We start from the raw sequence: 26,882 nt of genomic DNA on the forward strand, positions 1-26,882 counted from the left end.
TTTGGCACACATTCGTAACGATCGCGGGTAGATCGGTTGCGGCCGCCGCACTGATCATCCGGGGGTGGCGAACAAACCGCCCCTGTACAAGGGCAGAACGTCGAACACCCCCTCGCGCGATGTGCTGATCGCGCGGCTCGCGGCAACTCAGCACGGGCTCGTGCGGCTCGATCAACTGCGCGCTCTGGGGCTCGATCACCGCGCGGTGTCCGAGCGCGTCAAGCACGGACGCCTGCATCGCATCTACCGCGCCGTGTACGCCGTCGGTCACGCGGCACTCTCACGCGAAGCCGAGTGGCTTGCGGCGGTGCTCGCGTCGGGCAGCGATGCCGGCCTGGGTGCGCGATCGGTCGGGGAGTTCTGGGGCGTCGCCCGCAAACGGGTCCCCCATGTCGAGGTGGTCGTGCCGCAGAAACGACGGGCCCAGGGGACGATCCGGCTGCTCGTCTCGCGCACGCTCGTCCCAGGGGACATCGTCCGCCACCGCGGCATCCCGGTCACGCACACCGCCCGGATGTTCGTCGACCTCACCGACACCAACACCCCGCATCAGCTCGCGAACGTGATCTACGAGGCCGCGTTCCACAAGCGCTTCAGCGAACCCGCGACGCGAGCGGCGATGGCGAGAGCGACCGGACGGCAGAAGCTCGGGGTGCTCGAGCAAGCGCTGGCGCTCAACGCGAGCGGCAGCGCCGGAACCCGGAGCGATCTCGAGGACGCCTTCCTCGCCATCGTCGACGGGGCCGGGCTGCCCGAACCGCTGGTGAACACCCCGACGCTCGACGTCGAGCCGGACTTCCGTTGGTCCGACCGCCGGCTGGTCGTCGAGGTCGATGGTCCGGGCCATGCCCGCGAACGGGCCAGACGCAACGACGCCCGCTGCGAGCGGATCCTCCGCGACGCCGGATACGCGGTCGTTCGCTTCTCACACATCGACGTCGAGCACCGGCACGGATTCGTCATCCAGACGCTGCGCGACGCGCTCGATCTCTAGGAGCGTCACCGGGCGTGCCGAACCGGCGCGCAGGCGCTTCGCCCAGCTCGAGCCGGACGCGGCGATCTCCTCCGCGGTGGCGGCGCGGCGCTCGAGCAGCGAGAGGCCGGCGCGGGCGTAGACGGCCGCGACGTCCTCGCGCAACGCCGGGACCCCGTCGCGCGGGATCACGGAGAACAGCGCCGAGACGCGCGCTCCCGACGCGAGCAGCGCCGCGAGGCCGGCGAGCGCCGTCTCGTCGTGCCCGAGCACGCCGCGCAGCAGCGAGCCCCACGGGAAGTTGATCGTCATCGCGTGAGCGCGGCCCTGCAGCGGTTATGGCGGGTGCTCGGCCGCGGCGACGACGTACAGCGCGTTGTCCGGCGCCCGCCGCGAGCTCCTGGCCATGGCCGCCGCGTTGGCGTCCAGGCCGAGCGTCAATGTGTCGGGACGCGCCCGCGCGGCGGCCAGCACGTGGCGGCCGTCACCGGTCCCGAGGTCGATCGTGAGGCGGTCGTAGCGCGCCGCCAGCGCGTTGAATCAGCCGACGTCGACGTCGTGGAGGCTGCGGCCTCGGAGGACTCGGATCATGCAATCGAGTCTAAGTCGCCTGGACGCATTTCCGACGCTCGGTAGAAGAATTCGTTGCGTCGTCCGCCTAGGATCGATGACCATCGAACGACGTGACGTCCTCAGCCTGCTGGCCGCCGCTCTCGCGGTTCTCGGCCTGATCCTCTTCGCCGTGGGCGTCCTGGTGCCGCAGCTCTACGTGCTGGCGGCCGGCGCCGCTGCGCTCGCCGGTGGGACCGGCGTCCTCGCGGGCCAGCGCCGCCGCGTCCGCGCTCGGGCCTAGCCACGGGCGCGGCTGCCGCCGAAGTAGGAGCCGAGGTCGCAGAGGAACGCGAGCCCGACCACGAACCATTCGAAGCCGGTCACCTCATGCGTGCCGACGTCCCACATGATCGCGTAGGCGAGCGTCGTCCACGGCAGGATGAAGAAGCCGATGAACGGCAGGAACCAGCTGTCGTACGCCCGCGTCAGGATGTTGCTGAAGATCGCGACGAAGATGATCGCCAGGCGGGGCGAGATGAAGGCGAGCAGCGCGGCGAAGCACGGCACGCCGCACACCTTACGGATCGACGCGCATTTCCGCTATCTGCTTCGCGGAGTCCTCGAACTCGATCTCGAAGATGCCGTCGATCGTGGCCTTGAAACTGATCTGCTCGGTCTCGCCGGCCTTGACGTCTTTCTTGATGTCGTACCCGTGGATGTGGACTTCCTCGTCCTGCGGCGCCTTGACCTGGAAGCGCACGGTGTCGCCCTTGGCGTACCGCAGCTTGACCACCTTGGAGCCGGTCAGCACCGGGCCGGGGTCGACGGTCGGCGTGGGCGTCGGGGTCGGCGTCTCGGTCGCCGTCTCGCCCGGAGACGGCGTGGCGGTCTGCGTGGGCGCGTCGGCCGTCGTCTCCGGGTTGTCGGAGCTCGGGCGCAGGATCAGGAACGCGACCACGAGGATCGCGACCGCGACGCCCAGGAAGGCGAACCGCAGTCCCTTGCTCATCGCTCGTACCCCGCGGCGCGCCCGGCGAAGGCGATCCGCTCGGCCATCTTGCGGTTGGCCTCGTCGATCATCTCGCCATCGAACATAGCCGCGCCCGCACCGTCGGCGTGCGCTTGCTCGTATGCGGCGAGCATCGCCTCCGCCCGCTCCCACTGCTCAGGGGCCGGCGAGAAGACCTCGTTGACGACGTCGATCTGGCCGGGGTGGATCGTCCACTTGCCGTCGAGGCCCAGCGCGCGGGCGAGCTGGGAGCGCTCGCGCAGGCCGTCCACGTCGGAGATGTTCCCGTAAGGCCCGTCGATCGCCTGGATGCCCGCCGCGCGGGCGGCGACGACCAGCCGCGTGTAGACGTAGTTGAGATGGTCACCGGGATACCCGGCCGGGGCGGCGCCGATCGTCGTGATCGGGATCCCGACCGCCGCGCTGTAGTCGCCCGGACCGAAGATCAGCGTCTCCATCCGCGGTGAAGCGGCCGCGATCGCCTCGCACGCGATCAGCCCCGTCGCGTCCTCGATCTGCGCCTCGATGCCGATCCGCCCCGGCTCCAGGCCCTGAGCGAGCTCGATCTGGGTGAGCAGCTTGTCGGTCATCTCGACGTCGCCGGGAGTGCGGACCTTCGGCAGCATGATCGCGTCCAGGCGTGCACCCGCGCCCTCGACCACCGCGATCAGGTCCTTGTAGTAGTGCGGCGTGTCGGTCCCGTTGACGCGCACCACCACGGTCTTGGAGCCGAAGTCCAATGTGTTCAGCGACTCGATGACCCGCGCCCGCGCCGCGTCCTTCTCGTTCGGCGCGACCGCGTCCTCGAGGTCGAGGAAGATCTCGTCCGCCTGAAGTCCTACCGCCTTGGCGATGAAGCGCTCGCTGGACCCGGGAACGGCGTGGCAGGTGCGGCGTGATCTCGGCATCACCCGCGATCGTAGTCTCAGAGCCATGCCGGAGCTCCCAGAGGCCGAACGCGCCCGCCAGCAGATCGAGCGCGCGCTCGGCCGCGAGATCGTCGCCGTCGACGACAACGACGTCTACGTCACCCGCCCGCACACGCCGGGCGAGATCGCCTCCGCGCTGGTCGGCCACAAGCTCACGAAGGCGTTGCGCCGCGGCAAGTTCCTCTGGGCCGAGACCGACGGCGGCCCCGAGCTCGGCCTGCACCTCGGCATGGCCGGCCGCATCGTCCTCGACGAGGAACCGGTCGGCTGGGACCGCTTCGTCCTCGAGTTCGCCGACGGCGGCCGCCTGGCGCTGCGCGACAAGCGCCGCCTCGGCCGCGCCGTGATCGAGCCCGACTTCGCCCACGTCGGCCCCGACGCCGCCGAGGTCTCGCGCGACGTCTTCCGCGAGCGCGTCGGCCGCGGCACGATGGCGATCAAGGCCCGGTTGCTGGACCAGAAGTCGATCGCCGGCGTGGGGAACCTGCTCGCCGACGAGACGCTCTGGCAGGCGCGGCTCTCGCCCCGCCGCGAAGCGGGCTCGCTGAGCATCGAGGAGCTCGACCACCTGCGCCGCGAGCTGCGCAAGGCGACGCGGTCCGCGATCCGCAAAGGCGGCGTCCACACGGGCGAGTTCATCCCGTTCCGCAAGCGCGGCGGCGCGTGCCCGCGCTGCGGCACCACGCTCGAGCGGGCGACGATCGGTGGGCGGACGACGTTCTGGTGCCCGAAGGAGCAGGTCTAGAGGTCGAGCGCGTCGCGCAGAAAAGCGCGACGCGTTCTACGGCGTCTCGGTCGAGAGCGTGACCAGGACGAGCTTGCGGTAGCTGCCCGTCGTCTTGCCCGTCACCTTCTGGCGCAGCTTGATCGTGGCCGCGAGGTTGCTGCCGAACGACGACCAGCGCTTCAACAGCGGGTCGACGGAGGCGTCCAGGGGCTGGAAGGCGGCCGTGCCGACCGTCGCTTCGAGCGGCGAGGCGAGACGCTTGGAGCCGACGGACAGGTGGCCGCGGGAAGCGCCGCTCGAAGCGTCGCCGTCGGTGATCGAGAGCAGCATCGCGCCGTCGGTCGCGGTGACGCGCGCCTTCAGTGACGTCTCGTACGTCTTGGCCTTGGTGAAGGCGGCGAAGCCCTTGGCCGGCTGGTCGAGGCTCAGCGACATCTGGCTGTCCACGTGGCCGTCGACAGGGGTCTGGGCCGCGGCGACACCCGGAACGGCCAACACGAAGAGCACTGCAATCAGAATGCGCACGGCGTCGAGGCTAGCCATCTACATGGTCGTCTTTACACAAGATGGGCAATTGCCGTGATGCGGGCTAGCCCGGGCACGCGTAGAACATGCGCCATGCCGAGTTTGGGGAAGGCGACCGTCTCGAAGCAGGGGAACGAGACGCCCCAATCGCAGCGACCCCGCCCGGAGGCGCCGCCGCCTGGTCAGCGGCCCGTCCTTGCTCCTCCGGGCGGGTCGTCGCAGCGGCGCCTCGTCGAGCTCTCGCTGCTCATGTGTCCCGGAGCGGGATGATGCGCACCGCCGAGCCGACACTCGAGGACCACACCTGGCGCTGGAGGGAGGCGCAGGCGCACGCGCGGATGGCCTATGAGGCCTGGCGCGAGCAGGGCGGCGCGACCGCCTACGCGCACTACCGCGACGCGCAGGACCGCGCCGACGAGGCGCAGGACGCGCTCGCCTGGCGCTTTCAGAGCTTCGCGCGCAGCACGTAGGCGGTCGCGTCCGCGCGGTTGCGGACGGAGATCTTGCGGTAGGCGTTCGCGAGGTGGCGCTCGACCGTGTGCACGCTGACGACGAGCTCGGCGGCGATCTCCTTGTTCGTCCGCCCCGCGGCGACGAGCCGGAGCACCTCGACCTCGCGTGGCGTCAGCGCGTCGGGGAGCCGCTCGCGCGACGCCTGCTGACGCTCGCGCCACGCGGTCATGCCGAGCATGTCGAAGCGCTCGGCGGCCGCGGCCAGCAGCGGCTCGGCGTCCGGCGACGCGGCGCGCCGGCGGGCCACGCCCTCGTCGTGGTCGACGATCGCGGCGAGGATCGGCAGCTCGCGCTCGGCCACCTGCGCCCGCGCCCGCGCGAACGCCGCCTCCGCCTCCCGGCCTCGACCCAACAGCGCCATCACCCGCGCCAGCGCGAGCGACGAGTTGGACATGTAGAAGTCGCCCGCGCGCGCCTCGACCACGGCCTGCACGGGACCGGCGAGCGGCCGCGCGAGATCCGGCGCCTGCAGCACCCACGCGGCCTCGGCGGCGAAGCCGACCGCGCCGGTCTGCGCCTCCTCCCACGGGCTCGACGCGACCAGGACCGGCACGATCGTCTCCAACAACGCACGCGCCCGCTCCTCCATCCCGGCACGGGCGAACGCGTGCGCCCCGATCGCCGCCCACAGCTGCCCCGCCCACGGCCCCGGCTCGCGGCGGGTCGCGAACGCCTCCATCCGCTCGCCCACGTCGGCCCAGTCGGGATCGACGTGCACGAGCGTCAGGTCCGCCACCAACGCGACCAGCGACGCCGCCCGGTGATCGCGCCCGAGCTCGCGCAGCGCGTCCTCCGCGCGCGCCAGCGATGCTCGCGCCTGGGCGAGCTCCCCGCGCGCCCCGTGCAGCGCGGTCCGCAGCGCCGCGGCGCTCGCCCGCGCCGGGGGTGAGCCGGTCAGGTCCGCCAGCGCCTCGATCTCCGCGCACAGCCGCGCGGCGGGCAGCGCCGAGCCCGCCCAGCGCCCCACGACCGCGTTGATCCCGAGCAGGAGGACCCCGCGCAGCCGCGCGCGGGGATCGCGCCAACGGTGCACGGTCGGCATGTACGCCTCGAAGCGGTCGAGCGGCCACTGCGCGACCTCCTCGACCGCCCGCGCGGCGTCCGCCTCGGTGCCCTGCTCGCGGATGATCCGCACGGCCTCGGGATCGAAGCCCTCGAAGCGGGCGATCCGCACCGGCGCCGCGTCGATCACCGTCACCGGGCGCTCGAGCAGCTTCAGCCGCGCCCACGGCAGCCCGCGCTCATCGCCCAAGGCGGCCAGCGCGCGGGCGAGCAGCGGCTGCAGGCTCAGCGGGCTCCCCATCAGATCCAGCACGGCCGCGCTCACGCGCTGGACGAGGTCTGCGAGCCGCTCGCCGTCCGTGCCGAGCCGCTCGTGAACGTCGACGGCGTCGGTCAGCGTGAGCGTCGCGTCCGCCGGGTGCCCGCCGATCGCGAGCGCGTACGCGAGGTCGCCGAGGATGCTCGCGCGCAGCTCGGAGTCGCCGGGGTCGAGCATGTCGACGGCGAGCTCGAGCATGCGCGCCGCGTCGGCCGGCTCGCCCGCGGCCTCGGCGGCGGCCAGGGCGTATTGCACGCCGCGCGAGGCCCCTGGCAGGTCGGCGGAGGCGTGGTACTGGCGCGCGACCTCGGCCGCCAGCTCTTCCCGCCCCTCGAGCGCCTCGGCGAGCCGCCGGTGCACGCGCGAGCGGCGGCTCGGCGCCAGCCGCGCGTACAGCGCGCGGCGTACCAGCGCGTGGGCGAAGTCGTAGCGCTCCGGGCCGGCCGGGCGCAGCAGGTCCGCCTCGAGCGCCTCGTCCAGGCAATCGAGCAGCTGCGCCTCTTCGAACCCGGTCACGGTCTCGAGCTCGCGGAACCCGAAGCCCTGCTCGAACACCGCGGCGAGCCCGAGCATCGTCTGCGCGGGCTCGGACAGCTCGCCCAGCCTCAGCCCGATCGCCCGCCTGATCGTCACCGGCGGCCGCCACGCGGGCGCCGACGGGTCCCCGTCGCGGGCGCGCAGGTGCCGCGCGAGCTCCTGCGCGAAGAACGGGTTCCCGCCGCTCTCGGCGTAGATCGCGTCGAGCACGTCGGGACCGACCCGCGACTCCGCGGCGCCCTCCACGAGCACCACGGACTCGTCGGGCGAGAGGCTCCCGAGCCCGATGTAGACGCACTCGCGCCGGCGGGCGATCACCGCCAGCGGCGCAGACTCGATCTCCACCCCGCGCAGCGCGACGACGATCAGCGCGTCGGACGCGAAGCGCGCGGCGTGCACGAGCAGCTCGAGCGTCTCCGGCGACGCCCACTGCGCGTCGTCGAGCACCAGGACCGACCCGTCGAGCGCCTGCGCCACCGCCTCGTAGTCGCGCGGGTCCGCGAGCACGCCGAGCGCCTCCGCCCACGGCGCGTAGGGCGAGCCGACCCGCACCGGGTCGCATGTCCCCCACAGCACCCGCACGCCGGAGACGCCGCGGGCGAACTCCCGCAGCAGCCTCGTCTTGCCGATGCCGGGCTCGCCGTGCACCACCACGACCGGTCGGTGGTGGGCCTCGAAGGCGTCTCGAAGCCGGGCTAGCTCGTCCTCTCGCCCGACGAAATCGGCTGTCGGGAACGCCGTCGGCACCGTCAAGATCCCGCTTCTACCAGGCGTTCCCAGCGGCGGTCATGAGACGCCGGGCGTCGAGCCGCCTCCAACCGAGATCTGGGGTTTTCCCGCAGCCGAACTGGATCGCGCCCGATGTTCGAGCGGGCTGCCGCGCCGGAGGATGACCCGCGGTCCAGTGTCCGATCGCCGAAGGAGCTCCGATGGTCTTCTCCAGACTCACCGCCGCCGTCACCCGCTACCCATGGGTGGTGATCGCCATCTGGCTCGCCGCGTTCGGAGTGCTCAGCTCGGCGGGGGCCAAGAAGGCGACCGATGTCATGACCGACGACGAGGCCGAGTTCCTGCCCTCCAGCTATGAGTCCGCGCGGGCGCTGGCGTTCGGCGAGGAGCGCTTCGGCAAGGTCGAGGGCGCGACGACCACGACCGTGCTCGTCAGGGCGCGCGACCCGCGGGCGGATGCCGGCGCGGTCGAGGAGCTCACACGGCGCTATTCGACCTGGAAGCCCGACTGGGAGCGCGTCGAGCCACCGGATGGCGCCTCGGGCGATCCGAACGCCAAGGAGCGTTCGGCGGGCGTGGTGGGCGCGGTCGCGGGCGCGGTCGACCCGCACGGCTTCCAGCTCGTGAGCATGGTCTTCAAGGGCAACGCCGTGGATCCGTGGGTGCAGGCGGCGTTCAAGCAGCTGCGCGCGGACGTCCGCCGCGACTTCGGGCAAGCCGGTTACAGCACCGGGTTCACCGGCGGCGTCGCGTCCGCCAGCGACGCCGCCGACGACGCGCGACCCTCGGAGCAGCTCGGTCAGACGCTGCTGTTCGCCGCCGCGATCCTGCTCTGCGCGGTCTTCTTCCGCGGCATCCTGGCGGCGCTCGTCCCGCTGGTCACGGTCTTCATCGTCGGCGGCGCGGCGTCCGGGCTGGTGACGCTCGGCGCCGACGCGCTCGGCCTCACCGTGGCGACGAGCACGCCGCAGCTGATCACCGTCGTCCTGGTCGGCATCGGCATCGACTACTTCCTGTTCATGCTGTTCCGCTTCCGCGAGCAACTGCGCGCGGGCAAGCCCCGCAAAGAGGCCGCCCGCGGCGCGGCACGGCGGATCGCGCCCGTCATCGCCTCGGCCGCGCTGGCCGTCGTGGTCGCGTTCGCGACGCTCGGCCTCGCCCAGTACGGCGAGCTGAAGGCGCTCGGCCCAGCGATCGCCCTGGCCGTGGCGATGATGCTGCTGGCCGGCGTGACCCTGATGCCCGCCCTGCTCGCGGTCACCGGCCGCGCATTGTTCTGGCCGTCGAAGTCCTGGCGGCGGGAGCCGCGCGACGGCGTCGCCGCTCGTCTCGGCCGGCTCGTCGCCCGCCATCCCGCCCGGGTCGCGCTCGCCAGCGCCGGTGCGCTGACGATCCTCGCGGTCGGCGCCCTCGGCGTGCGCATGAACTACGACCTGCGGGCGAACGCGGACGGCACCGAGTCCGCCCGGGTCGAGCGCGAGATCACCCGCGCGCTCCCACGCGGCGCCACCGACCCACAGGTCGTCTACGTCCGCGGATCGCGCACGCTCGAGGTCGGCGAGTTGAAGACGATGACGGACGCGCTCGCCGCCGTGAAGGGCGTCGAGCAGGTCGGCGAGCCCGTGCTCACGCGTGACCGCCGGGCGGCGCAGATCCCGCTCGTGCTCGCGTACAACTCGGCCACGAGCAAGGCGATGGACATCGCCGCGGGCCCGCTGCGCGACGCGGCGCACAAGGCCGCACCGCCCGGCACCGAGGCTCTCGTCGGCGGCAACGCCGGGATCCTGGCCGACGTCAGCCGATCGATCAACCGGGACCTGCGGCTGATCTTCCCGCTCGCCGCCCTCCTGATCCTGCTGATCCTGATCGTGCTGCTGCGCTCGCTGGTCGCGCCGCTGTATCTGCTGGCGGCGGTCGGGCTGGAGTTCGCCGCCACGCTTGGCGCGTCGGTCTGGCTCTTCCAGGACGTCCTCGACCAGCCCGGCCTGGTGTTCACGCTCCCACTGATCCTGTTCCTGTTCGTGGTCGCGCTGGGGACCGACTACAACATGCTCGCCTCGGCGCGGCTGCGCGAGGAGATGCGCGGCGGGACCTCACCGCGGGCGGCGGTCGCGACCGCCGTCCGCCACACGGCGCCCGCGGTCGGCGCCGCCGGCGCGGTCCTCGCCGTCTCGTTCGGCACGCTGCTGATCGAGCACGACGAGGGCTCCAAGCAGATCGGCTTCGGGCTCGCGCTGGGCATCATCCTCGCCGCGGTCGTCGTCTCGACGCTGCTCGTCCCGAGCATCACCGCGCTGCTCGGCTGCCGCGCGTGGTGGCCGGGCAACCGCCGCGACGAGGACCCGCAGGCCCCCGCCCCGGCGGAAGAGGCAGAGCTCATGCCCGTGTAGCGCTGTGATGGGGATGGTGGGCCTGGAGGAGTGAGACGGCCGCGGCTGCCGCCAGCAGGATCGGCGACAGCCACAGGCCGGCCTTCAGCCCACCGGAGCCGTCCGACAGCAGCCCGGACACCAGTGGCCCGACCGCTTGGCCGAGCGCGAACCCGGTGGTCATGACGGCGATGCCGGCGGTCCAGGCGCCCGGCGGGAGCACGTGGCGCGAGATCGCGGTCACCGCCGCCGGGCCGGCCATGAACGCCGAACCGAAGATCACGGCGGAGGCGAGTGCAGCGACCGGGCCCGGAGCGATCAGGATCGGCAGCGTCCCCACGAGCACGACGCCGGAGACCACCGCCTTGCCGTTTCCGCCGCGCGAGCGGGCGAGGAAGCGGCCCCACGGCCCGATGAAGACCGCCGACGACGTGCCGAGCACGAGCCAGAACGCGTCCGGGACCCAGCCCGGCAGCGACTGGCCGCGCAGCAGCGCGATCACGAAGGTCATGTAGCTCACGTAGCCGGCGCCGAACAGCGCGTATCCGGCGAGCGTGGGAGCGAGCTTGCGCAGGTCGCCGCGGCTGAGCGCGGCGACCGGGCGCTCGCCGGTCTCGGGAACAGCACGCGCCGCCAGCCAGGCCGGGACGAGGGCGAGCAGCGAGGCGAGGCCGAGCAGCAGCCACCCGAGCCGCCAGCTGTCGGGCGCAGCACGGGTCAGCGCCGAGGGCACGACGATCCCCGAGAGAACGATCCCGACGCCGACGCCGGCGAAGTAGACGGGCAGGACGCCCGGGCGCAGGCGCGCGGCGAGCGAGGAGCCGACGACGAACGCGACGGCGGTGGCTACGCCGCCGGTCGCGCGCAGCGCCAGGAGCGCGACGTAGTCGCTGGTCGCCGCCGTCGCGGTCAACGCGGCCGCGCTGAGCGCGAGCGTGGCGATGAAGGCGCGGCGGATGCCGAGGCGCTTGGCGAGCCAGGCGCCGCCGGCCGCCCCCGCGATGTAGCCGATCGCGTTGGCGGTGTTCATGCCCCCGGCGCGGGTGTAGCTCCAGCCGAGGTCGTCCCGCATCGGCGGGAGCAGGAGGGCGTAGGCGAAGCGCGAGAACCCGAGCGCCACCACGGGCGCGAGCGCGAGTCCGAGCGCGACGCGAAGATCACGGTTGTTGTTCATGCAATCAGTTCTAGGCCCGCGCCGGCCCCGTCCCATAGGGCAAGCTCCAAAGGGCCGCGGGGCTAGCCTCGGAAGTAGCCGGCGAGATCCGAGACGGCGAGGTCGATCTTCGGCACGAAGTCCGCCACGCCGGCCTCGCCGCCGATCGTGTCGTCGCTGGAGGTCAGCAGGATCCGCAGCCCGGGGTAGGCGGCGCGCAGCTCGCGCGCCAGTGCGTGGCCCGCGATGTCGGGGAGCGTGACGTCGAGCAGCACGCCCGCCGGGCGCCGCGCAGCGCACGCCGCCCGCGCGGCCGCCCCGTCGGCGACCTCGGCGACGACGCGCAGCCCCATCCCCTCGAGCAACTCGCGCGCCGCGCGGCGGAAGCCCTCGTCGTCGTCCACGATGATCACGGTCACGCAGCCCAGGCTACGGTCACGCCGCCGGTCCGCAATCGGGAAAACTCAAGAGCGCTTGAGAAACTCCAGCACGGCGAGCACCCGCCGGTGGTCCTCCGGGGCCTGGCGCAGGTCGAGCTTGGAGAAGATGCTCGTCACGTGGCGCTCGACCGCCGCGACCGTGACGACGAGCTCGTCGGCGATGCCCTGGTTCGACCGCCCTTGGGCCATCAGCTCGAGCACTTGTCGCTCGCGCTTGGAGAGGTCGTCGAGCTTGCTCTTGTGCCGGCGCCGGCCGACCATGCGCTGGACCACGTCGGGATCGAGCGCCGAGCCGCCCTCGGCGACGCGCTCGACGGCGTCGATGAACCGTGTGAGGTCGCCGACCCGGTCCTTGAGCAGGTAGCCGACACCCTCCGCGCGGTCACCCACGAGATCGAGCGCGTAGCGGTCCTCCAGGTACTGCGAGAGGACGATCACGCCGGTCTCGGGCCGCTGCCGGCGGATCGTGATCGCCGCCCGCAGCCCGTCGTCGGCGTTGTGCGGCGGCATCTGGATGTCGGTGACCACCACGTCGGGCTTGTGCCCGCCGGCCTTGCGGACCAGCTCGTCGGCGTCGCCGGCGACGCCGACCACCTCGAACCCGCGCTCCTCGAGCACGCTCACGATGCCTTCGCGGACGAGCGGTTGGTCCTCCCCGACGAGCACGCGGATCGGCGACATCGCGGCCAACGCTACTCCTCTTGGAACCACTCGAGAAACGCCGGGTCCTTGCCGCAGGTCGAGGCGTCGAGCGCGATGAAGCGCTCGAGCAGCTCGCGATCGGGTGCGCGGGCGAGGATCTCGGCCAGCAGCGCTCGATCGCCGCCGCGGCGATGCCACACCCAGTAGGGCGCGTCGTGCAACTCCAGCGTGCGCGCGATCCGAAGCGGACAGCCGTGGCGCTCGGCGAACTCGCGCGCCAGCTCCGCGTGGTCGTTGTCCGGCGACCAGGACTCACCCGCCCGGACGCGGTACTTGAACGTGTCGTGCAGCAGCGTGAGCAGCCGCAGGTCGGCGCGCAACGGGTCATCGGGCTCGATCGCGGCCAGCATCGCCGCGACGTGGTTGCCGACCGCGCCCTCCGGGTGCCCGTACCGCGGCGCTCCCCACGCCCAACCGCGCCGGAGCTCAGGCTCGCCGAGCAAGGAGCGTTCGAGCACCGATTCCGGCGCGAAGCCCGGGATCATCGCGCTCGCCCCGCGGAGCCCAGCGTCCGGCACGCCTGCGCGACGGTCTCGGCCATCGCCGCCTCCCCCGCCCTACCCCACGCGCGCGGGTCGTACGCGGCCTTGCGGACGCCCGAAGAGTCGAACTCGCGCGCGAGGTGATCCGCGACGGCGCGCGTGAACGCCAGCTGGCTCTCGCTGTCGACGTTGACCTTGACGACACCGTAGGCGAGCGTGCGCTGGAGCTCGGCCACCGGCGTGCCGCTGGAGCCGTGGAAGACGTAGTCGAAGCGGCCGGCCTGGAGCGCCTCCTGACCCTCGCGCAGGATCTCCGGGCGCAGGCGGACGCGCTCGGGCGCGCTCAATCCGTGCACGTTGCCGAAGGTGGCCGCGAGCAGGTAGCGCCCGCGCTCGCCGGTCCCGAGCACGCGCGCGACCTCCAGCAGGTCGTCGGTGGTCGTGTAGAGCGCCTCCCCGGCGATGCCGTCCTCCTCCCCGCCGACCGCGCCCACCTCGACCTCGAGCACGAGGCCGGCGGCGTGAGTGGCATCGAGCAGCTCGCGCGAGCGGGCGAGGTTCTCGCCCAGCGGCAGCGTCGAGCCGTCGAACATGTGCGAGTTGAAGCGGCGGGTGGCGATCAGCGGGCGCAGGAAGTCGTCGACGCGGGCGGGCGGGCAGTGGTCGGTGTGCAGCGCGATCGAGACGTCGACGCGCGCCGCCAGCTCGTGCGCCGCCGCGGCGAACGCCTGCGCGCCGGCGAGCGCGTCGCCGCCGCCGAGGTACGCGGCGCCGCCCACGGTGACCTGGACGATGCCGTCGGATCCGGCGTGGGCGAAGCCTTCGAGCGCGGCGTTGAGCGTCTGTGACGAGGTGACGTTGACCGCCGGGTACGCGAACGCGCCGTCGTGGGCGGCGTCGAGCATCTCCGCGTACCGGCGCGGCGTGGCGATCGGCATGCCAGGCACGGTATGGGTGCGGGCCCGCACGGGCCATGGGGACGGCGTTAGGCCGGACCTCGGGATTTCCCGATGGCCGCGACGAAGCGGCGGCCGTACCGTCGCCGCATGCCCTCCTCCATCGACCGCCTCGTGGCGCTCGGGCAGAGCGTGTGGATCGACACGCTTCCGACGCCGGCCGACCTCGACCGTCTCGTCCGCGACAGCCGCGTGACCGGCGCGACGACCAATCCCACGATCCTCGAACGCACCGTCGCCGGCGACGCGATCACACCCGCGATCCAGGCCGCTTGCGACCGCTTCGCGGCGACCTTCACGGCGTCGCGCGGCCACGATGGCTTCGTGTCGCTCGAGGTCGACCCGGCGATCGCCGGCGATGCCAGTGCGACGGTCGAGGCCGCGCTCCGGCTGCGCGCGGAGATCGACCGTCCGAACCTGCTCGTGAAGATCCCCGCCACAGAGGCCGGCGTCGACGCGGTCGAGGAGATGACGGCTCTGAGCATCCCGGTCAACGTGACGTTGCTCTTCAGCCTCGATCGCCACCGCGCCGTCGCCGAGGCCTACCTGCGGGGGATCGATCGCGGCGGGCGGGCGCCGTCGGTCGCGAGCTTCTTCGTCTCGCGCGTCGACACCGAGACCGACGCGCGGTTGGCCGCGCTCGGCGCCCCCGAGCAACTGTTCGGACGGCTCGCGATCGCCAACGCCAAGCTCGCCTACCGCAACGCGCGTCGCCTGTTCGCGGGCTGCACGCACATCCAGCGCTGCCTGTGGGCGTCGACGTCGGCCAAGGACCCTCGGTACCGCGACGTCCGCTACGTCGAGGAGCTGATCGGCCCGGGAACGATCAACACGATGCCTCTCGAGACGCTGCGCGCATTCGCCGCGCACGGGCGCGCCGAGCGCACGCTCGACCGCGACGTCGAGGATGCTGAGCGCACCTTCGCCGAGGTCACGGCCGCCGGCATCGACTACGACGACGTGACGCGGTCGCTGGAGGAGGCGGGCCTCGCCGCGTTCGCCGCCTCGTGGGACGCGCTGAGCGGGATCTCGGCCCGCACCCGTGTGCCGGCGCCGGGTGGGCTGTCGAGCGTCAGCGTGCCCGCGACCGCCGCGACGCGGTCCTGAAGCCCGGCGAGGCCGCTGCCGGGGTAGGGCCTCGCCCCGCCGACGCCGTCGTCGGCCACCTCGATCGCCAGTGCGTCGCCCCTGTGCGTGACCTCGACCCGCGCCGTCGTGGCGTTCGCGTACTTGGCGACGTTCGTCAGCGCCTCAGCCGCGATGAAGTACGCGGCGGACTCGATCGCGGGCGGGTGGCGCTCCTCGGCGATCGCGATGTCGACCGGCAGCGGCGCGCGATCGGCGAGCCCTTCGACCGCCGCTCGCAGCCCGCGATGGGTGAGCACGGCCGGATGGATCCCGTGAGCGAGCTCGCGCAGTTCGCTCGTGGCCAGCCGCGCCTGCTCGAGCGCCTCGCCGACCAGCCGCTCCAGACGTTCGGCGTCTCCGCCCGAGGCCTGCGCACGCTGCAGGGTCATGATCGCCTGCACGAGCCGTTGCTGCGCACCGTCGTGGAGGTCGCGCACGACGCGCCGTCGCTGCTCGTCCGCGCTCTGGACGATGCGGGCGCGCGACTCGATCAGCTCGGTCCGCGCGTCGGCGTTGGCGATCGCCGTGCCGACGAGCTCCGCGAACCCGGCGAGCCGGAACTCGGTGCCGCTCGGCAGCGGGTCGGGCGCGTCGGTGCCGGCGATCAGCGCGCCCCAGAGCTGTCGCTCGACGACGACCGGCGCGCCGACCTCGGAGCGGATGCCGAGTTCACGCAACCTGTGCGCGAGCTCGCCGGTCGCGTGCTCGTAGCTGTCGAATCGCCCTGGTGCGGCGGTCGTCATCACGAGCGTGTTGATCGTCTCGCCCGTCAGCGGCAGGCGTGTCCCGACGGGGACGTGGATGCCGCGCTCGCTCCAGCCCGCCATCGTGACGTTGACGTCGTCGTCGAAGTGGACGAGGTTGACGGTCGCCGCGCCGACGAGGCTGCCGGTCTCGCGGGCGACGGCGTCGAAGACGACCGGCGGCTCGGCCCCGTGGGCGACCAGCGTCGCGATCCGGCGCAACGCCGCCTGCTCCTCCGCGAGGCGGCCGAGGTCGTCGCGGGCCTGCGTGTTGGAGAGCGCGGCCTCGACGAGCTCCGTGAAGGCGTCCAGGCGCAGCTCGGCGTCGGGCGCCAGGCGTACACCGGGACCGCCGCCGGCGGCCAGCGCTCCCCAAAGCTCGGCGTCGACGAAGATCGGCGCCGCGACGCCGGCGTGTACGCCGCCCGCGCGCGCCGCTTCGCCGACCATCCCGGTCACGTTCGTGTAGTCGTCGACGCGGGCCGGGCGGCCGGTCTCGCGGACCTGCCCGGTCAGGCTCGGCCCGTCGAGCACCCACTGCGTCCCTGGCTGGAACGGATGGTCGCCGGTCGCGCCGATCACGGTCGCCGTGCCGGCGTCGTCGTAGCGGGCGAGCTCGACCATCGGCAGGTCCAGCAGCTCCGAGACCTCGCGCGCGACGGCGCCGAACACCGTCGCGGGGTCTGACCCGTGGGCGACGAGCGTCGCGACCCGGCGCAGCGCGGCCTGCTCGTCGGCGAGCCGTTTGAGGTCCTCGCGCGCCTGGGTGTTCGAGACCGCGATCGCAAGCAGGTCGGTGAACAGCGTGACCCGCGTCTCGATGTGCGGCGGCGGCGTCTGCTCGCGGGTGAAGCCGGTCCCGATCACGCCCCAGACCTCGCCGTCGATGACGATCGGGACAGCGATCCGCGTCTGCACGCGATGCGCGCTCGCGACCTCGGCGATCGTCCCCGTATCGCCGGGAGACTCGTCGGTCCACGCGGCGCGCCCGGTCTCGAGTACGGTGCGCTGGATGCTCGGGCCGTCGAGCCGCCACCGGACACCCGGCTGGAACGGATGCTCGCCCGCCGCGCCGACCACCACCGCCGAGCCGTCTTGCTCGTAGCGGGAAAGCATCACCATGTGCGTACCCGCCAACCGGCCGACCTCCGCGCAGACGGCGTTGAAGATCGTCTCCGGCGCCGCGCCCTCGACGACGAGGAGCGCCACCCGGCGGAGCGCGGCCTGCTCGTCGGCGAGCGCACGGAGCCGATCGCGCGCCTGAATGCCGCCGATCACCGTCGCCGCCAGCTCCGCGAAGCCCTCGAGGCGCGGCTCGCCGTCTCCGTAGGCGGCGAGCGTACCCCACGCGTTGCCGTCGGCCGTGATCGGGACCTCGGCGCGCGCGCCGTGCCCGACGCCACCGGCGGACGCGACCACCGCCCCGTCCTGGAGCAGCTCGACGCGCGCAGCCTCCAGCGCATCGGCGATCTCGCGCGCGATCGCCGCGAGGATCTCGTGGGCGGGCTCGCCGCGCCGCACGCGCCCCGCGAGCCGGTTCAGCGCCGCCTGGCCGCGTGTGGACTCCCAGGTGAGCACCGAGCCGTCGCCCGCGGAGAACGCGATCGGGGCGACGACGGCGGCGACGGGGATCGTCGAGCCGGGGCGGCCGAGCAACTCGCCCGCGTCCCGGTACCCGAGCGCGGCGGCCGCCGCGGGGTTGGCGAACCGGATCAGCCCCTCGGGATCGACGACGCAGATCGGCTGAGCGACCGTCTGCAGCACGGCCTCGAGCAAGGCATCGGTACCGACGAGACCAGCGAGCGGCACGGACATCGGACCCTCCAGTTCCGAAGGGAAGTCTACGCGCCCGCGGACGCCTCGCGGACCGCGCCTGTGGCCTGCTCGTACGTGTAACCGATCCCCGTCAACAGGTCTGTCGAGGTCGAGCGGATCTGGCCGACGATCACCGAGACCGACAGGTTCGCCGTTCCCTCGAGCACCCGGGTCGCGGTGGACGCGGCGCGCAGGGCGGGGTCGCGGACGGCGTCGAGGTCGTTGCCGTCCTCGAGGGCGCCTCGGAGCGCGCGGACGGCGGCGGCGAGGTCGTCGAGCGCGTCCGCGACCTCCGGCGGGACGTTCTCGTCGAGCGAGAGCGCGCGCATGGCGCCGCGGGCGAGGACGCGGACGTTGCGGACGGCCAGGTCGACGCGGGCGGCGGCCTCGGCGTAGAACTCGACGGTCCCGCGGGCGCGCCTGCGCGCGGGCGAGATCTGGGTCGTCTCACGCGACTCGCGCGTCGCGTCGAAGAGACGCGCACCGAGATCGTCGATGCCGCGTGCCCGGACGAGGGCCGCTTCGGCGCGGTCCGGATCGCGCTCGCGCAGGGCGGCGGCGATGTCCTCGAGCGTCGCGGCGAGCTCGTCGAGCACGGGCTTGGCGGCGTCACGCAGGATCCGCAGCGGGTCGTCGGGCAGGATCACAGCGGCGACCAGGAGCGCGATCACGCCGCCGGTCAGGGCGTCGAGGGAGCGCGCGAACGAGAAGCCGTGCCCGGCCGTCGAGACCGTGAAGACCAGCACGGTCGAGACCGCGACCTGGTTGACGAACAGCGCGCTGGTGCCGAAGAAGACGCCGAGGCCGATCGCGATGAACACCGCCAGCGAGAGCTGCGCGACGCCGGAGCCGAGCTGGTACGCGAGCAGGTCGGCGGCGGCGATCCCGAGCGTCACGGCGACCACGAGCTCGACGGCGCGGCGGCCGCGCTGGTGGTAGGAGGTCCCGAGCGCGATCACGGCCGAGATCGGGGCGAAGAACGGCGCCGGGTGCCCGAGCACCCACTTGGCCACCGCCCACGCCGCGGCGACCGCGACGCCCGCCTGCACCATCGTCCGCCAGCTGGTCACCACCCGGTGCCAGCGCGTGGCCATCGAGACCCGTGAGCGCTCCGCGGCGTCCTCGAAGAAGCGCTCGGGGATCACAGCCCGCGACGGTACTCGACCAGGTCCAGCCCGAGCAGCGGCTCGGAGAACGCCGGCGAGGCGAGCTCCCAGCCCTCGCGCTCATAGAAGGCGCGGGCGCGGGAGGCCCCGTAGGGCGTGTACAGGCGGATCGTCTCGTAGCCTTGACGCCCCGCCTCCTCGAGGGCGAGCCGGTGCAACCGTGCCGCCAACCCGGTCCCCCACCACGCGGGGCGCACGAACAGCATCCACAGGTGCGCGCGGTTCGGCAGCCGGACGTGCGGGCGTGCACGATCCGCTGCATGGGTGATGCCCACGTGCCCGGCCTGCTCGCCGCCGAGCTCGACCGCCATGGCGCACCAGGTCGTGTCGTGCCGCAGGCGCTCCCGGATCGCGCGGACCTCGAGCGCGTGCGGCGGCGGCTCCCACCCCTCGGGCGCCCATTCGCGGTAGGAGTCGAAGCCGAGCCGGGTCGTCTCGGCGAGCGCGGGCGCGTCATCCGGCACCGCGATCCGGATGTCCAGCGCTGTCGCGTCCATTCGTGACGACTGTATCGAAGTCCGGGTTATCTCAGGCTCGAGTCGAGGGTGAGATATTGGCGGATCGGGTCTGAACCCCACCCTCAGGATTCAAGCGGCCATGCCGCGATGCCGACACCGAGGGGGACGTGACCCGCCGAATCCTCGCTACAGCCCTGATCAGCGCCTCCGCCGCCGCGGCCGTGCTCGGCATCCCCGCCACTGCGCAGGATGACGCCACGCCGACCGCCACCGCTTCGTCCGCGCCGGCGGAGGCTCCGACCCAGGCGCCCACGCAAGCGCCCACGCAGGCTCCGACGGAGGCCCCGACCCAGGCGCCCACGGAGGCGCCCACGGTTCAGGCACAGGACACCGCGACGGCCGCGCCGACCGAGACCGCCACCGAGGCTCCGACGGAGACGCCCTTCCCGTCCCCGGTCGACACGACGATCGCCACGCCCGCTCCCACGGAGACGGCGGCTGCTGCTGACGCGACGGCCACGGCGACCCCCACGGCCACCGAGGCGCCCAAGAAGAAGAAGGCCCCCCGCGCCGCCAACACGTCCGAGGCGAAGAACGGTCAGGCTCGCGAGTGCACCGCGAAGAACACCGGTAAGGCTTCGACCTCGACCTCAGCTTCAGGGTGCGTCAAGATCGACACGACTCCCGTCGCGCCCGCCCCGACCGCCGCCCCGGCTCCGAAGCTCACCAACACCGACGGCAGCCCCGCCGCCTCGAACCCGAGCTACTCGCTCGCGGTTCCGGGTCCGGCGAAGATCGGCGTGCCGAACTTCTTCATCGACAAGTTCCGGATTCCTCCCTTCCTGCTCCCGATCTACCAGGCCGCGGGCATGCAGTACGGCATCCGCTGGGAGATCCTGGCCGGGATCAACGAGATCGAGACCGACTACGGCCGCAACCTGAACGTCTCCAGCGCCGGCGCCGTGGGCTGGATGCAGTTCATGCCCGCCACCTGGAAGATGTACGGCGTCGACGCCAACCAGGACGGCGTCAAGGACCCGTTCAACCCGGTCGACGCGATCTTCGCGGCCGCGCGCTACCTCAAGGCCGCGGGCGGCGACAAGGACCTGCGCAAGGGCATCTTCGCCTACAACCACGCCGACTGGTACGTCGACAGCGTGCTGATGCGGGCGCAGGTCATCGGCGGTATCCCCGGCGACCTCGTCGGCTCGCTCACGGGCCTGACCCAGGGCCGCTTCCCGGTTCGCGCCAAGGCGACCTACGCGGGTGCGCTGAAGAAGTCCGACCGAAAGATCAAGGGCGCCAACGCGGCCGTCACCGTCGAGGCCGACAAGACGCGCCGCAACATCGAGATCTACGCCAAGGCCGGCTCCCCGGTGATCTCCGTCAATGACGGCAAGGTCGTCAAGATCGGCACGAGCAAGCGTCTCGGCCGCTTCGTGATCGTCCAGGACGTCTACGGCAACACGTACACCTACGGCCACCTCGGCAGCGTCGCCAAGACCTACCCGTTCCCGAAGCGGCGCACCAAGAAGGCGCCCGCGGACAAGGGCGCCAAGCGCCGCGGGATCGCCCAGATCACCTCCGAGCACGAGAGCAAGGCCGACGCCAAGGCGACGAAGGTCGCGAAGGCCGCCGCCACGCCCGCCCCGGCCGCCACGGCCGCCCCGACCGCCAAGGTCCGCCTCTTCGCCCACCCCAAGCGCAGGAACGCGCTCGCCAACGGCGGCGACGCCCAACTCGTCGACGGCGACGCGCCCGCGGAGGAGCTGGCGAGCGCCGGCGCCCCGCTCGGGCTCAACCCGAAGGACTTCACCGCCAAGAAGCTCGTCAAGGGCGCCCGCATCCTCGGCGGCACCACACTCGGCCGGATCGGCAAGACGACGCAGCTCGCCCCCCACCTGCTCTTCGAGATCCGCCCCGCCGGCCGCGGCGCCCCGCGCATCGACCCGAAGCCGATCCTCGACGGCTGGAAGCTGCTCGAGTCGACCGCGGTCTACCGCGCCAAGGGCAAGAACGCGCTGTTCGGCGCCGACGCCGACAACGAGCTCAGCATCGGCCAGATCATGCTGATGAGCAAGGAGACGCTCGCCCGCCGCGTGCTCGCCGACCGCCGCGTCACGATCTACGGCTGCGGCGAGTCCGACATCCGCTCCGGCGCGATCGACCGCCGCGTGCTGGCCACGCTCGAGTTCCTCGCGTCGAGCGGCCTGAAGCCGACGGTCTCCAGCCTCAAGTGCGGCCACGGCTATCTGACCAGCTCCGGCAACGTGTCCGAGCACACCACCGGCACCGCCGTCGACATCGCCGCCATCAACGGCATCAACATCTACGGCCACCAGGGCCCGGGGTCGATCGCCGACGTGACGATCCAGCGCCTGCTCACGCTCCAAGGCACGATGAAGCCGCACCAGATCATCTCGCTGATGACCTTCAAGGACGCCGACAACACGCTCGCGATGGCCGACCACGCCGACCACATCCACGTCGGCTGGCGCCCGCTCTACGGCGACAACAAGGAAGCCGCGAAGCAGATCAACGCGATCCTGAAGCCCAAGCAGTGGATCAAGCTGATCGGCCGTCTCTCCGAGATCGACAACCCGACCGTCCCGGTCACCCCGAGCAAGTACTCCACCAAGGTCAAGCGCGCCGCCGACTAAGATCTCGCGGCATGTCGACCGCGGATACCAAGGCGCTGATCGAGACCGCGATCAAGGGCTTCCAGCACGAGGTCCCCGCTCTGGAGAAGCTCAAGCTCGTCTTCGAGCTCGAGTTGCGCGGCCGCGGTGACATCCAGCTCTTCCGCGTCGAGGTCCCGGGCCCCAAGATCACCCGGGACATCGCCTCCGACGCGAAGGTCCGCCTCAGCATCCCCCGCGCCGAGTTCAACGAGCTCGTCAAGGAGGGGACGATCCGGGCGTGGCGCGAGGGCTTCGCATCCGGGCACGTCAAGGCCTCCGGCCCGCCCGAGATCCTCAAGCTGATCGCCAACGTGGTGCTCAAGCAGGAGGAGCGGACGCGGACGCGCAAGCTCCAGGCTCGCCACTCAGGCGCGGCTTAACGCCACACCTGTGAGGACCTCGCGGACGATGCGGTCCGCGACGAGCGCCGTGATGTCGGCCGAGCCGACCATCGTCGGGATCACCTCGACGACGTCCATCCCGACCAGCTCGACCCGCCTGCAGATCTCGCGGCAGGCCCACAGCAGGTCGATCGACTGCATCCCGCCCGGCTCGGGCGTGCCCGTGCCGGGGACGTAGACCGGGTCGAGCACGTCGACGTCCACTGAGAGGAACGTCGGCCCGTCCCCCACGATCGCCAGCGCCTCCTCGACGATCGCGCGGATGCCGCGGTCGCGCACGTCGTGCATGAACAGCGACGTGATGCCCTTCTCGCGCTGCCACCCGAACTCGGTCTCCCCCGGCCAGTAGCCGCGCAGGCCGATCTGGACGTACCGGGTCGGGTCCACGTGGCCCTGCTCGACCAGGCGGTACATGATCGAGCCGTGCGAGAGCTCGACCCCGAACACCTCCTGGCCGGTGTCCGTGTGGGTGTCGAAGTGGATCAGCCCGACCGGCCCGCCCCGGCGGGTGGCGATCGCGCGGATGTCCGGCTCGGCGATCGAGTGGTCGCCGCCGAGGATGATCGGCAGCGCGCCGGCGTCGACCACCTGGCCGACCGTCGCCTCGATCGCCGCGTGCGTGCGCTCGGCGTCGGCGGGCAGCACAGGCGCGTCGCCGAAGTCGACGACCTTCAACACCTCCATGGCATCGACGCCCACCTCGAGGTGGGGACCGTGCGGGCACGACGCCGCCCGGATCGCCCGCGGCCCGAACCGCGTGCCCGGCCGGTCGGAAACCAGGTCATCCGTCGGCGCGCCCACGATCGCCACGTCGACGCCCGCCAGCTCGGCGGCGTCCTGCGTGTAGGGCATGCCGGAGAAGGTGAGAAGCCCGGCGTAGTCCGGCTTCTCACCGTATTCGCGCCAGCGTTCGAGCGGATCGATCATCCGCCCGGACACTACGCCTAGATGCGCATGCGCGGATCGACGTAGACGTCGTCGATCTGCCAGTCCCCACCGAGCAGCGGGGTGAAGACGAAGCGCACCGCGGTCTGCTCGCCGCGCGGCGGGAGCAGGTTCGCCAGCACGAGCATCGTCGGCGAGGGCGCCCAGCCGCCGCCGGAGTCGAGGCCGATCGGCAATGTGACGCGCGTGCCGTTGACGAGCTCGAACTGGACGGCGACGGAGAGTGAGCGCGCGCCCCCGGCGAAGAAGCGCATGGTGGGCTCGTCGTGGCCGACGCACACGGGCGCCGAGACCGCCGACGAGCCGGGCGGGAGGGAGAGCGCCGCGTCGGCCACGTGGGCGCCGCCGCGCAGGTCCCAGCCCGCGGCGCCGTTCTCGAAGGAGCCGCCGTCGACGGGCTTGTACCACGCGTTGTCGCCCCACGGGGCGAAGGGCTGCGTGACGGTCGGGGCGCCGCAGTCGGTCGTCGTCTTCACCAACGAGGCCGCGTTCGCGGGGGCGGCTGAAACTGCCAGCACAGCAGCGGCGAACAGGGCGGCGCGGCGGATACGGGAGCTGTGCATGTTCCTAAAGTCGGCACGTGGGGCGGTCGACCACAAGGACACCCGCACCGGACCGGACGGGTGTCCAACACATGTCACCCGCACCGATCGACGCCGCCACCGAACGCCTGCTCCAGGACGCGGTCGAGCGCCGTACCTCGGTGCTCACCGCGCGCGAGCGGATCGTCGAGGGGACGTTCGCGGTCCTCTCGGTCGCGGCGATCATCGCCTTCGCGCTGCTGACCGAGCCGGCTCGGGACCTCTCGCTCCCGCTCGCGGCCGCGTTCGTCACCGCGTACGCGATCGTCGCGCGGGTGGAGTTCGTGCTCGGCGACGGCTATCTGATCCCCACGCAGCTGATCGTCGTGCCGATGCTGCTGCTCCTGCCCACGCCGATCGTCCCGCTGCTGATCGTGCTGGCGGCGACCGCGGCGGCGCTCCTCAACGTGGCCCGCGGACGCACGGCGCCGGGACGGGTGATCCTCGCGGTCAACGACGGCACCTTCGCGTTCGTCCCCGCCGCCGTGCTCGTCGCGCTCGACGCCGAGCTGCCCGCCTGGGAGCACTGGCCCGCCTACGTCGCCGCGCTGGCGGCGCAGTTCGCCACCGACACGGTGCGCGAGTCGCTGCGCGCGACCCTCGGCGCCCGCATCGCCCCGAAGGTCGTGCTGACCGAGATGGCGCACGTGTTCCGCTTCGACGCGCTGATCGCGCCGATCGGCCTGCTCGCCGCGATCGCCGCCGCGCGACAACCGGCCACCGCCTTGCTGGTCCTCCCGGTCGTCGTGATCCTCAACGTCTTCAGCCGCGAGCGGGAGGCGCGGATCGCGCAGACGCTCGAGCTCGGCCGCTCCTACCGCGGCACCGCGCTCCTCCTGTGCGACCTGCTCGAGGATGACGACGAGTACACCGGCCACCACACCCAGGACGTCGTCGAGCTGTCCGCCAAGGTCGCCGACCACATGGACGTCTCCGAGGAGGTCAAACGCGAGACCGAGCTCGGAGCGATGCTGCACGACATCGGCAAGATCCACATCCCCGACGCCATCATCAACAAGCCCGGCCCGCTCGACGACGAGGAGTGGGCGCTGATGAAGACCCACACCGTCGAGGGCCAGCGCATGCTCGACCGCGTCGGCGGCCTGCTCGGGAGCGTCGGCCGCGTCGTGCGCGCCTCGCACGAGCGCTACGACGGCTGCGGGTACCCCGACGGGCTCAAAGGAGACACGATCCCCCTCGCGGCGCGGATCGTGGCCGTCTGCGACGCCTTCAACGCCATGACCACGACCCGCTCGTACCGCGAGGCGATGCCGGTCGCAGCAGCGGTGGAGGAGCTCCGCCGCTGCTCGGGCACCCAGTTCGACCCACAGGTCGTGGTGGCGCTGCTGGCCGTGCTCCAGACGCCCGGCTGGGAGCTGACCTACGCCTCGTCGGCGCCGTACGCGTCGGCCAGGAACTCCGGCAGCGCGGCGAAGAAGCCCGTCTCGAGCTCCTCCGGGATCGAGACGACCACGCCGGTGACGTGAACGTCGGTGCCGTGCGTGTGGGCGTCCGGGGTGACGGTCGCGCCCGCGAGCACGAAGAACGGGGTCAGTGAGAAGTAGTCGAGGCCGACGAACTCCTCCGGATCGATGCCGGTGGCATCGAGGAGCTCGCGCAGCGCGGGGTCGTACTCCGAGTGACCCTGCGTGATGTAGGCAAGTTGCTTCATGGATAGGAGTGTGTAGCGTTTCGCGCCGCATGGACCTTCCCCCCGCGCTCACGCTGGACCAACTGCGCAACGCCGTGCAGGCGAAGCAGATCGACACCGTCGCCCTCGCGCTGACCGACATGCAGGGCCGGCTCCAGGGCAAGCGACTGACCGCGCCGTACTTCCTCGAGCACGTCGCGACCCACGGGTCGGAGGCCTGCAACTACCTGCTCGCCGTCGACGTCGAGATGAACACTGTCGACGGCTACGCGATGTCCTCGTGGGAACGCGGCTACGGCGACTTCGAGCTCAAGCCGGACCTCGGCACCCTGCGGATCACGCCGTGGAACGACGCCACGGCGCTCTGCCTCGGCGACCTCGCGTGGGCCGACGGCGCGCCGGTCGTCGCCTCGCCGCGCCAGATCCTGCGCGCGCAGCTCGACCGCCTGCAGGAGCGCGGGCTGCAGGCGTTCGCCGGCACCGAGCTCGAGTTCATCGTCTTCAAGGACACCTACGAGCAGGCGTTCGAGAAGGGCTACCGCGATCTCAAGCCGGCCAACCAGTACAACGTCGACTACTCGATGCTCGGCGGCACCCGCGTCGAGCCCCTGCTGCGCAAGATCCGCAACCACATGGCGGGCGCGGGCATGGCGGTCGAGAGCTCCAAGGGCGAGTGCAACGACGGCCAGCACGAGATCAACTTCCACTTCGGCCCGGCGCTGCGGACCGCCGACGAGCACTCGATCTACAAGACCGCCGCCAAGGAGATCGCCGCGCAGGAGGGCATGGCGATCACGTTCATGGCCAAGTACGACCAGCGCGAGGGGTCGTCATGCCACATCCACCTCTCGCTGCGGCGTGACGGCGACGCCGCGTTCGGGCGCGACGAGGAGCTCTTCAACCGCTTCATCGCCGGTCAGCTCGCCTGCCTGCGCGAGCTGACCCTCTTCTACGCACCCAATGTCAACTCGTACAAGCGCTTCGCGAAGGGCTCGTTCGCGCCCACCGCGGTCGCCTGGGGGCGGGACAACCGGACGTGCGCGGTGCGGGTCGTCGGGCACGGCGACGCCCTGCGGGTCGAGCTGCGCGTCCCCGGCGCCGACGTCAATCCCTACCTGGCACTCGCGGCGATGGTCGCGGCGGGCATTCACGGGCTCGACGCCGAGCTCGAGTTGGAGGAGCCGCTCCCCGGCAACGCCTACGCGTCCGACAAGCCGCACGTGCCGAGCACACTGACGCAGGCTCGCGACCTCTTCGCGGGCAGTGAGGTGGCCAAGAACGCCTTCGGCCAGGACGTCGTCGACCACTACCTCAACTACGCCCGCGTCGAGCTCGAGGCGTACGAGTCGTTCGTGACCGATTGGGAGCGAGTACGGGGGTTCGAGCGGCTGTGATC

General features: G+C 72.2%; 25 protein-coding genes and 2 pseudogenes. 10 read left to right on the forward strand and 17 right to left on the reverse strand.

Features of this window, described 5'->3' with window-relative positions:
* The first annotated feature begins 64 nt into the window (after positions 1-64).
* Positions 65-994 carry a type IV toxin-antitoxin system AbiEi family antitoxin domain-containing protein gene (locus tag G569_RS0121350; RefSeq protein WP_028064935.1) on the forward strand — a complete coding sequence of 310 codons (930 nt, stop codon included), beginning with the start codon at positions 65-67 and terminating at the stop codon, positions 992-994.
* Here the strand turns inward: G569_RS0121350 and G569_RS66685 are convergent.
* Positions 926-1,504 (reverse strand): annotated as a pseudogene (locus G569_RS66685) (class I SAM-dependent methyltransferase). The gene G569_RS0121350 and the pseudogene G569_RS66685 sit on opposite strands and share 69 nt — an antisense overlap.
* A 136-nt stretch (positions 1,505-1,640) precedes the next feature.
* Here G569_RS66685 and G569_RS0121365 point away from each other — a divergent pair.
* The gene (locus G569_RS0121365) at positions 1,641-1,826 is read left to right on the forward strand and encodes a twin-arginine translocation signal domain-containing protein (protein ID WP_028064937.1); all 186 of its coding nucleotides are present in this window, start codon (positions 1,641-1,643) and stop codon (positions 1,824-1,826) included.
* Here G569_RS0121365 and G569_RS0121370 read toward each other — a convergent pair.
* From G569_RS0121370 to G569_RS0121380, 3 genes are read right to left on the reverse strand one after another with little or no spacing between them, the layout of a single operon-like run.
* Positions 1,823-2,092, reverse strand: a complete 270-nt coding sequence (locus tag G569_RS0121370) for a hypothetical protein (RefSeq protein ID WP_157592201.1) — start codon at positions 2,090-2,092, stop codon at positions 1,823-1,825. The genes G569_RS0121365 and G569_RS0121370 overlap by 4 nt on opposite strands.
* A 10-nt stretch (positions 2,093-2,102) precedes the next feature.
* The gene (locus G569_RS58550) at positions 2,103-2,534 is read right to left on the reverse strand and encodes a cupredoxin domain-containing protein (RefSeq protein WP_053226756.1); all 432 of its coding nucleotides are present in this window, start codon (positions 2,532-2,534) and stop codon (positions 2,103-2,105) included.
* Entirely contained in the window at positions 2,531-3,442 is a 912-nt protein-coding gene (locus tag G569_RS0121380; protein ID WP_037498033.1) for an HpcH/HpaI aldolase/citrate lyase family protein, read from the reverse strand. The genes G569_RS58550 and G569_RS0121380 overlap by 4 nt, the downstream gene beginning before the upstream one ends.
* Before the next feature lie 25 nt (positions 3,443-3,467).
* Here G569_RS0121380 and G569_RS0121385 point away from each other — a divergent pair, with 25 nt between their 5' ends.
* A complete protein-coding gene (locus G569_RS0121385; RefSeq protein ID WP_028064940.1) occupies positions 3,468-4,208 on the forward strand; it encodes an Fpg/Nei family DNA glycosylase in 741 nt (246 codons plus the stop codon).
* 36 nt (positions 4,209-4,244) lie between these two features.
* On the opposite strand, the gene G569_RS0121390 is transcribed toward G569_RS0121385, so the two are convergent.
* Positions 4,245-4,715, reverse strand: a complete 471-nt coding sequence (locus G569_RS0121390; RefSeq protein ID WP_157592202.1) for a hypothetical protein — start codon at positions 4,713-4,715, stop codon at positions 4,245-4,247.
* A 269-nt stretch (positions 4,716-4,984) separates the two neighbouring features.
* On the opposite strand from G569_RS0121390, the gene G569_RS0121395 reads away from it, so the two are divergent.
* Positions 4,985-5,185: a hypothetical protein gene (locus G569_RS0121395; protein WP_157592203.1), complete on the forward strand. Its 201-nt coding sequence runs from the start codon at positions 4,985-4,987 to the stop codon at positions 5,183-5,185.
* Here the strand turns inward: G569_RS0121395 and G569_RS0121400 are convergent.
* On the reverse strand, positions 5,161-7,833 hold the full coding sequence (locus G569_RS0121400; protein ID WP_028064943.1) for an AAA family ATPase: 2,673 nt from the start codon (positions 7,831-7,833) through the stop codon (positions 5,161-5,163). The two genes, G569_RS0121395 and G569_RS0121400, sit on opposite strands and share 25 nt — an antisense overlap.
* Before the next feature lie 182 nt (positions 7,834-8,015).
* Between G569_RS0121400 and G569_RS50325 the strand changes: the two genes are divergently transcribed.
* Complete coding sequence (locus tag G569_RS50325) at positions 8,016-10,205, forward strand: MMPL family transporter (RefSeq protein WP_037498039.1); 2,190 nt, start codon at positions 8,016-8,018, stop codon at positions 10,203-10,205.
* Here G569_RS50325 and G569_RS0121410 read toward each other — a convergent pair.
* From G569_RS0121410 to fbaA, 5 genes are all read right to left on the reverse strand, one after another.
* Complete coding sequence (locus G569_RS0121410; protein ID WP_028064944.1) at positions 10,192-11,358, reverse strand: YbfB/YjiJ family MFS transporter; 1,167 nt, start codon at positions 11,356-11,358, stop codon at positions 10,192-10,194. The two genes, G569_RS50325 and G569_RS0121410, sit on opposite strands and share 14 nt — an antisense overlap.
* A 62-nt stretch (positions 11,359-11,420) precedes the next feature.
* Entirely contained in the window at positions 11,421-11,756 is a 336-nt protein-coding gene (locus tag G569_RS0121415) for a response regulator (protein ID WP_053226757.1), read from the reverse strand.
* A 45-nt stretch (positions 11,757-11,801) separates the two neighbouring features.
* Positions 11,802-12,458: a response regulator transcription factor gene (locus G569_RS0121420; protein ID WP_028064946.1), complete on the reverse strand. Its 657-nt coding sequence runs from the start codon at positions 12,456-12,458 to the stop codon at positions 11,802-11,804.
* Between the two features lie 11 nt (positions 12,459-12,469).
* The gene (locus G569_RS58555) at positions 12,470-12,997 is read right to left on the reverse strand and encodes a hypothetical protein (RefSeq protein ID WP_053226758.1); all 528 of its coding nucleotides are present in this window, start codon (positions 12,995-12,997) and stop codon (positions 12,470-12,472) included.
* On the reverse strand, positions 12,961-13,899 hold the full coding sequence (fbaA, locus tag G569_RS0121430; protein WP_028064947.1) for a class II fructose-bisphosphate aldolase: 939 nt from the start codon (positions 13,897-13,899) through the stop codon (positions 12,961-12,963). The genes G569_RS58555 and fbaA overlap by 37 nt, the downstream gene beginning before the upstream one ends.
* Positions 13,900-14,007: 108 nt before the next feature.
* Here fbaA and G569_RS65475 point away from each other — a divergent pair, with 108 nt between their 5' ends.
* The gene (locus G569_RS65475) at positions 14,008-15,024 is read left to right on the forward strand and encodes a transaldolase family protein (protein WP_037498044.1); all 1,017 of its coding nucleotides are present in this window, start codon (positions 14,008-14,010) and stop codon (positions 15,022-15,024) included.
* Here the strand turns inward: G569_RS65475 and G569_RS64670 are convergent.
* From G569_RS64670 to G569_RS0121450, 3 genes and pseudogenes are all read right to left on the reverse strand, one after another.
* Positions 14,994-17,603 (reverse strand): annotated as a pseudogene (locus tag G569_RS64670) (GAF domain-containing protein); the annotation flags it as partial. The gene G569_RS65475 and the pseudogene G569_RS64670 sit on opposite strands and share 31 nt — an antisense overlap.
* 26 nt (positions 17,604-17,629) lie before the next feature.
* Positions 17,630-18,748: an FUSC family protein gene (locus tag G569_RS50340; protein WP_053226761.1), complete on the reverse strand. Its 1,119-nt coding sequence runs from the start codon at positions 18,746-18,748 to the stop codon at positions 17,630-17,632.
* Entirely contained in the window at positions 18,745-19,266 is a 522-nt protein-coding gene (locus G569_RS0121450; protein ID WP_028064949.1) for a GNAT family N-acetyltransferase, read from the reverse strand. Before G569_RS0121450 ends, G569_RS50340 begins: the two co-directional genes overlap by 4 nt.
* A 128-nt stretch (positions 19,267-19,394) precedes the next feature.
* Here G569_RS0121450 and G569_RS58570 point away from each other — a divergent pair, with 128 nt between their 5' ends.
* A complete protein-coding gene (locus tag G569_RS58570) occupies positions 19,395-21,887 on the forward strand; it encodes a lytic murein transglycosylase (RefSeq protein WP_053226762.1) in 2,493 nt (830 codons plus the stop codon).
* Between the two features lie 11 nt (positions 21,888-21,898).
* Positions 21,899-22,288 (forward strand): hypothetical protein, encoded by a 390-nt coding sequence (locus G569_RS0121460; protein WP_028064950.1) that lies wholly within the window; start codon positions 21,899-21,901, stop codon positions 22,286-22,288.
* Here the strand turns inward: G569_RS0121460 and speB are convergent.
* Positions 22,274-23,236 carry an agmatinase gene (gene speB, locus G569_RS0121465; RefSeq protein WP_028064951.1) on the reverse strand — a complete coding sequence of 321 codons (963 nt, stop codon included), beginning with the start codon at positions 23,234-23,236 and terminating at the stop codon, positions 22,274-22,276. The genes G569_RS0121460 and speB overlap by 15 nt on opposite strands.
* A gap of 17 nt (positions 23,237-23,253) precedes the next feature.
* Positions 23,254-23,817, reverse strand: coding sequence for a hypothetical protein (locus tag G569_RS0121470; RefSeq protein ID WP_157592204.1), 564 nt, complete (start codon positions 23,815-23,817; stop codon positions 23,254-23,256).
* Positions 23,818-23,888: 71 nt separating this feature from the next.
* Between G569_RS0121470 and G569_RS58575 the strand changes: the two genes are divergently transcribed.
* The gene (locus G569_RS58575; protein WP_053226763.1) at positions 23,889-25,322 is read left to right on the forward strand and encodes an HD-GYP domain-containing protein; all 1,434 of its coding nucleotides are present in this window, start codon (positions 23,889-23,891) and stop codon (positions 25,320-25,322) included.
* On the opposite strand, the gene G569_RS61350 is transcribed toward G569_RS58575, so the two are convergent.
* Positions 25,217-25,507, reverse strand: a complete 291-nt coding sequence (locus tag G569_RS61350) for a hypothetical protein (RefSeq protein WP_084285328.1) — start codon at positions 25,505-25,507, stop codon at positions 25,217-25,219. The genes G569_RS58575 and G569_RS61350 overlap by 106 nt on opposite strands.
* Before the next feature lie 29 nt (positions 25,508-25,536).
* On the opposite strand from G569_RS61350, the gene G569_RS0121480 reads away from it, so the two are divergent.
* The gene (locus tag G569_RS0121480) at positions 25,537-26,880 is read left to right on the forward strand and encodes a glutamine synthetase family protein (protein ID WP_028064953.1); all 1,344 of its coding nucleotides are present in this window, start codon (positions 25,537-25,539) and stop codon (positions 26,878-26,880) included.
* The last annotated feature ends 2 nt before the right edge of the window (positions 26,881-26,882 follow it).

It is taken from the genome of Solirubrobacter soli DSM 22325 (assembly GCF_000423665.1).
Classification (GTDB): Bacteria; Actinomycetota; Thermoleophilia; order Solirubrobacterales; family Solirubrobacteraceae; genus Solirubrobacter; species Solirubrobacter soli.

Excerpts from the sequence above, each read along its gene's own strand:
- G569_RS0121410 (WP_028064944.1), bottom strand. The coding sequence starts at position 11,358 with ATGAACAACAACCGTGATCTTCGCGTCGCGCTCGGACTCGCGCTCGCG.
- speB (WP_028064951.1), bottom strand. The coding sequence starts at position 23,236 with ATGATCGATCCGCTCGAACGCTGGCGCGAATACGGTGAGAAGCCGGAC.
- G569_RS0121395 (WP_157592203.1), top strand. The coding sequence starts at position 4,985 with ATGCGCACCGCCGAGCCGACACTCGAGGACCACACCTGGCGCTGGAGG.
- G569_RS0121460 (WP_028064950.1), top strand. The coding sequence starts at position 21,899 with ATGTCGACCGCGGATACCAAGGCGCTGATCGAGACCGCGATCAAGGGC.
- G569_RS50325 (WP_037498039.1), top strand. The coding sequence starts at position 8,016 with ATGGTCTTCTCCAGACTCACCGCCGCCGTCACCCGCTACCCATGGGTG.
- G569_RS0121385 (WP_028064940.1), top strand. The coding sequence starts at position 3,468 with ATGCCGGAGCTCCCAGAGGCCGAACGCGCCCGCCAGCAGATCGAGCGC.
- G569_RS0121470 (WP_157592204.1), bottom strand. The coding sequence starts at position 23,817 with ATGCACAGCTCCCGTATCCGCCGCGCCGCCCTGTTCGCCGCTGCTGTG.
- G569_RS58550 (WP_053226756.1), bottom strand. The coding sequence starts at position 2,534 with ATGAGCAAGGGACTGCGGTTCGCCTTCCTGGGCGTCGCGGTCGCGATC.
- G569_RS0121420 (WP_028064946.1), bottom strand. The coding sequence starts at position 12,458 with ATGTCGCCGATCCGCGTGCTCGTCGGGGAGGACCAACCGCTCGTCCGC.
- fbaA (WP_028064947.1), bottom strand. The coding sequence starts at position 13,899 with ATGCCGATCGCCACGCCGCGCCGGTACGCGGAGATGCTCGACGCCGCC.
- G569_RS65475 (WP_037498044.1), top strand. The coding sequence starts at position 14,008 with ATGCCCTCCTCCATCGACCGCCTCGTGGCGCTCGGGCAGAGCGTGTGG.
- G569_RS0121380 (WP_037498033.1), bottom strand. The coding sequence starts at position 3,442 with ATGCCGAGATCACGCCGCACCTGCCACGCCGTTCCCGGGTCCAGCGAG.
- G569_RS61350 (WP_084285328.1), bottom strand. The coding sequence starts at position 25,507 with ATGAAGCAACTTGCCTACATCACGCAGGGTCACTCGGAGTACGACCCC.
- G569_RS58575 (WP_053226763.1), top strand. The coding sequence starts at position 23,889 with ATGTCACCCGCACCGATCGACGCCGCCACCGAACGCCTGCTCCAGGAC.
- G569_RS0121480 (WP_028064953.1), top strand. The coding sequence starts at position 25,537 with ATGGACCTTCCCCCCGCGCTCACGCTGGACCAACTGCGCAACGCCGTG.
- G569_RS0121365 (WP_028064937.1), top strand. The coding sequence starts at position 1,641 with ATGACCATCGAACGACGTGACGTCCTCAGCCTGCTGGCCGCCGCTCTC.
- G569_RS0121450 (WP_028064949.1), bottom strand. The coding sequence starts at position 19,266 with ATGGACGCGACAGCGCTGGACATCCGGATCGCGGTGCCGGATGACGCG.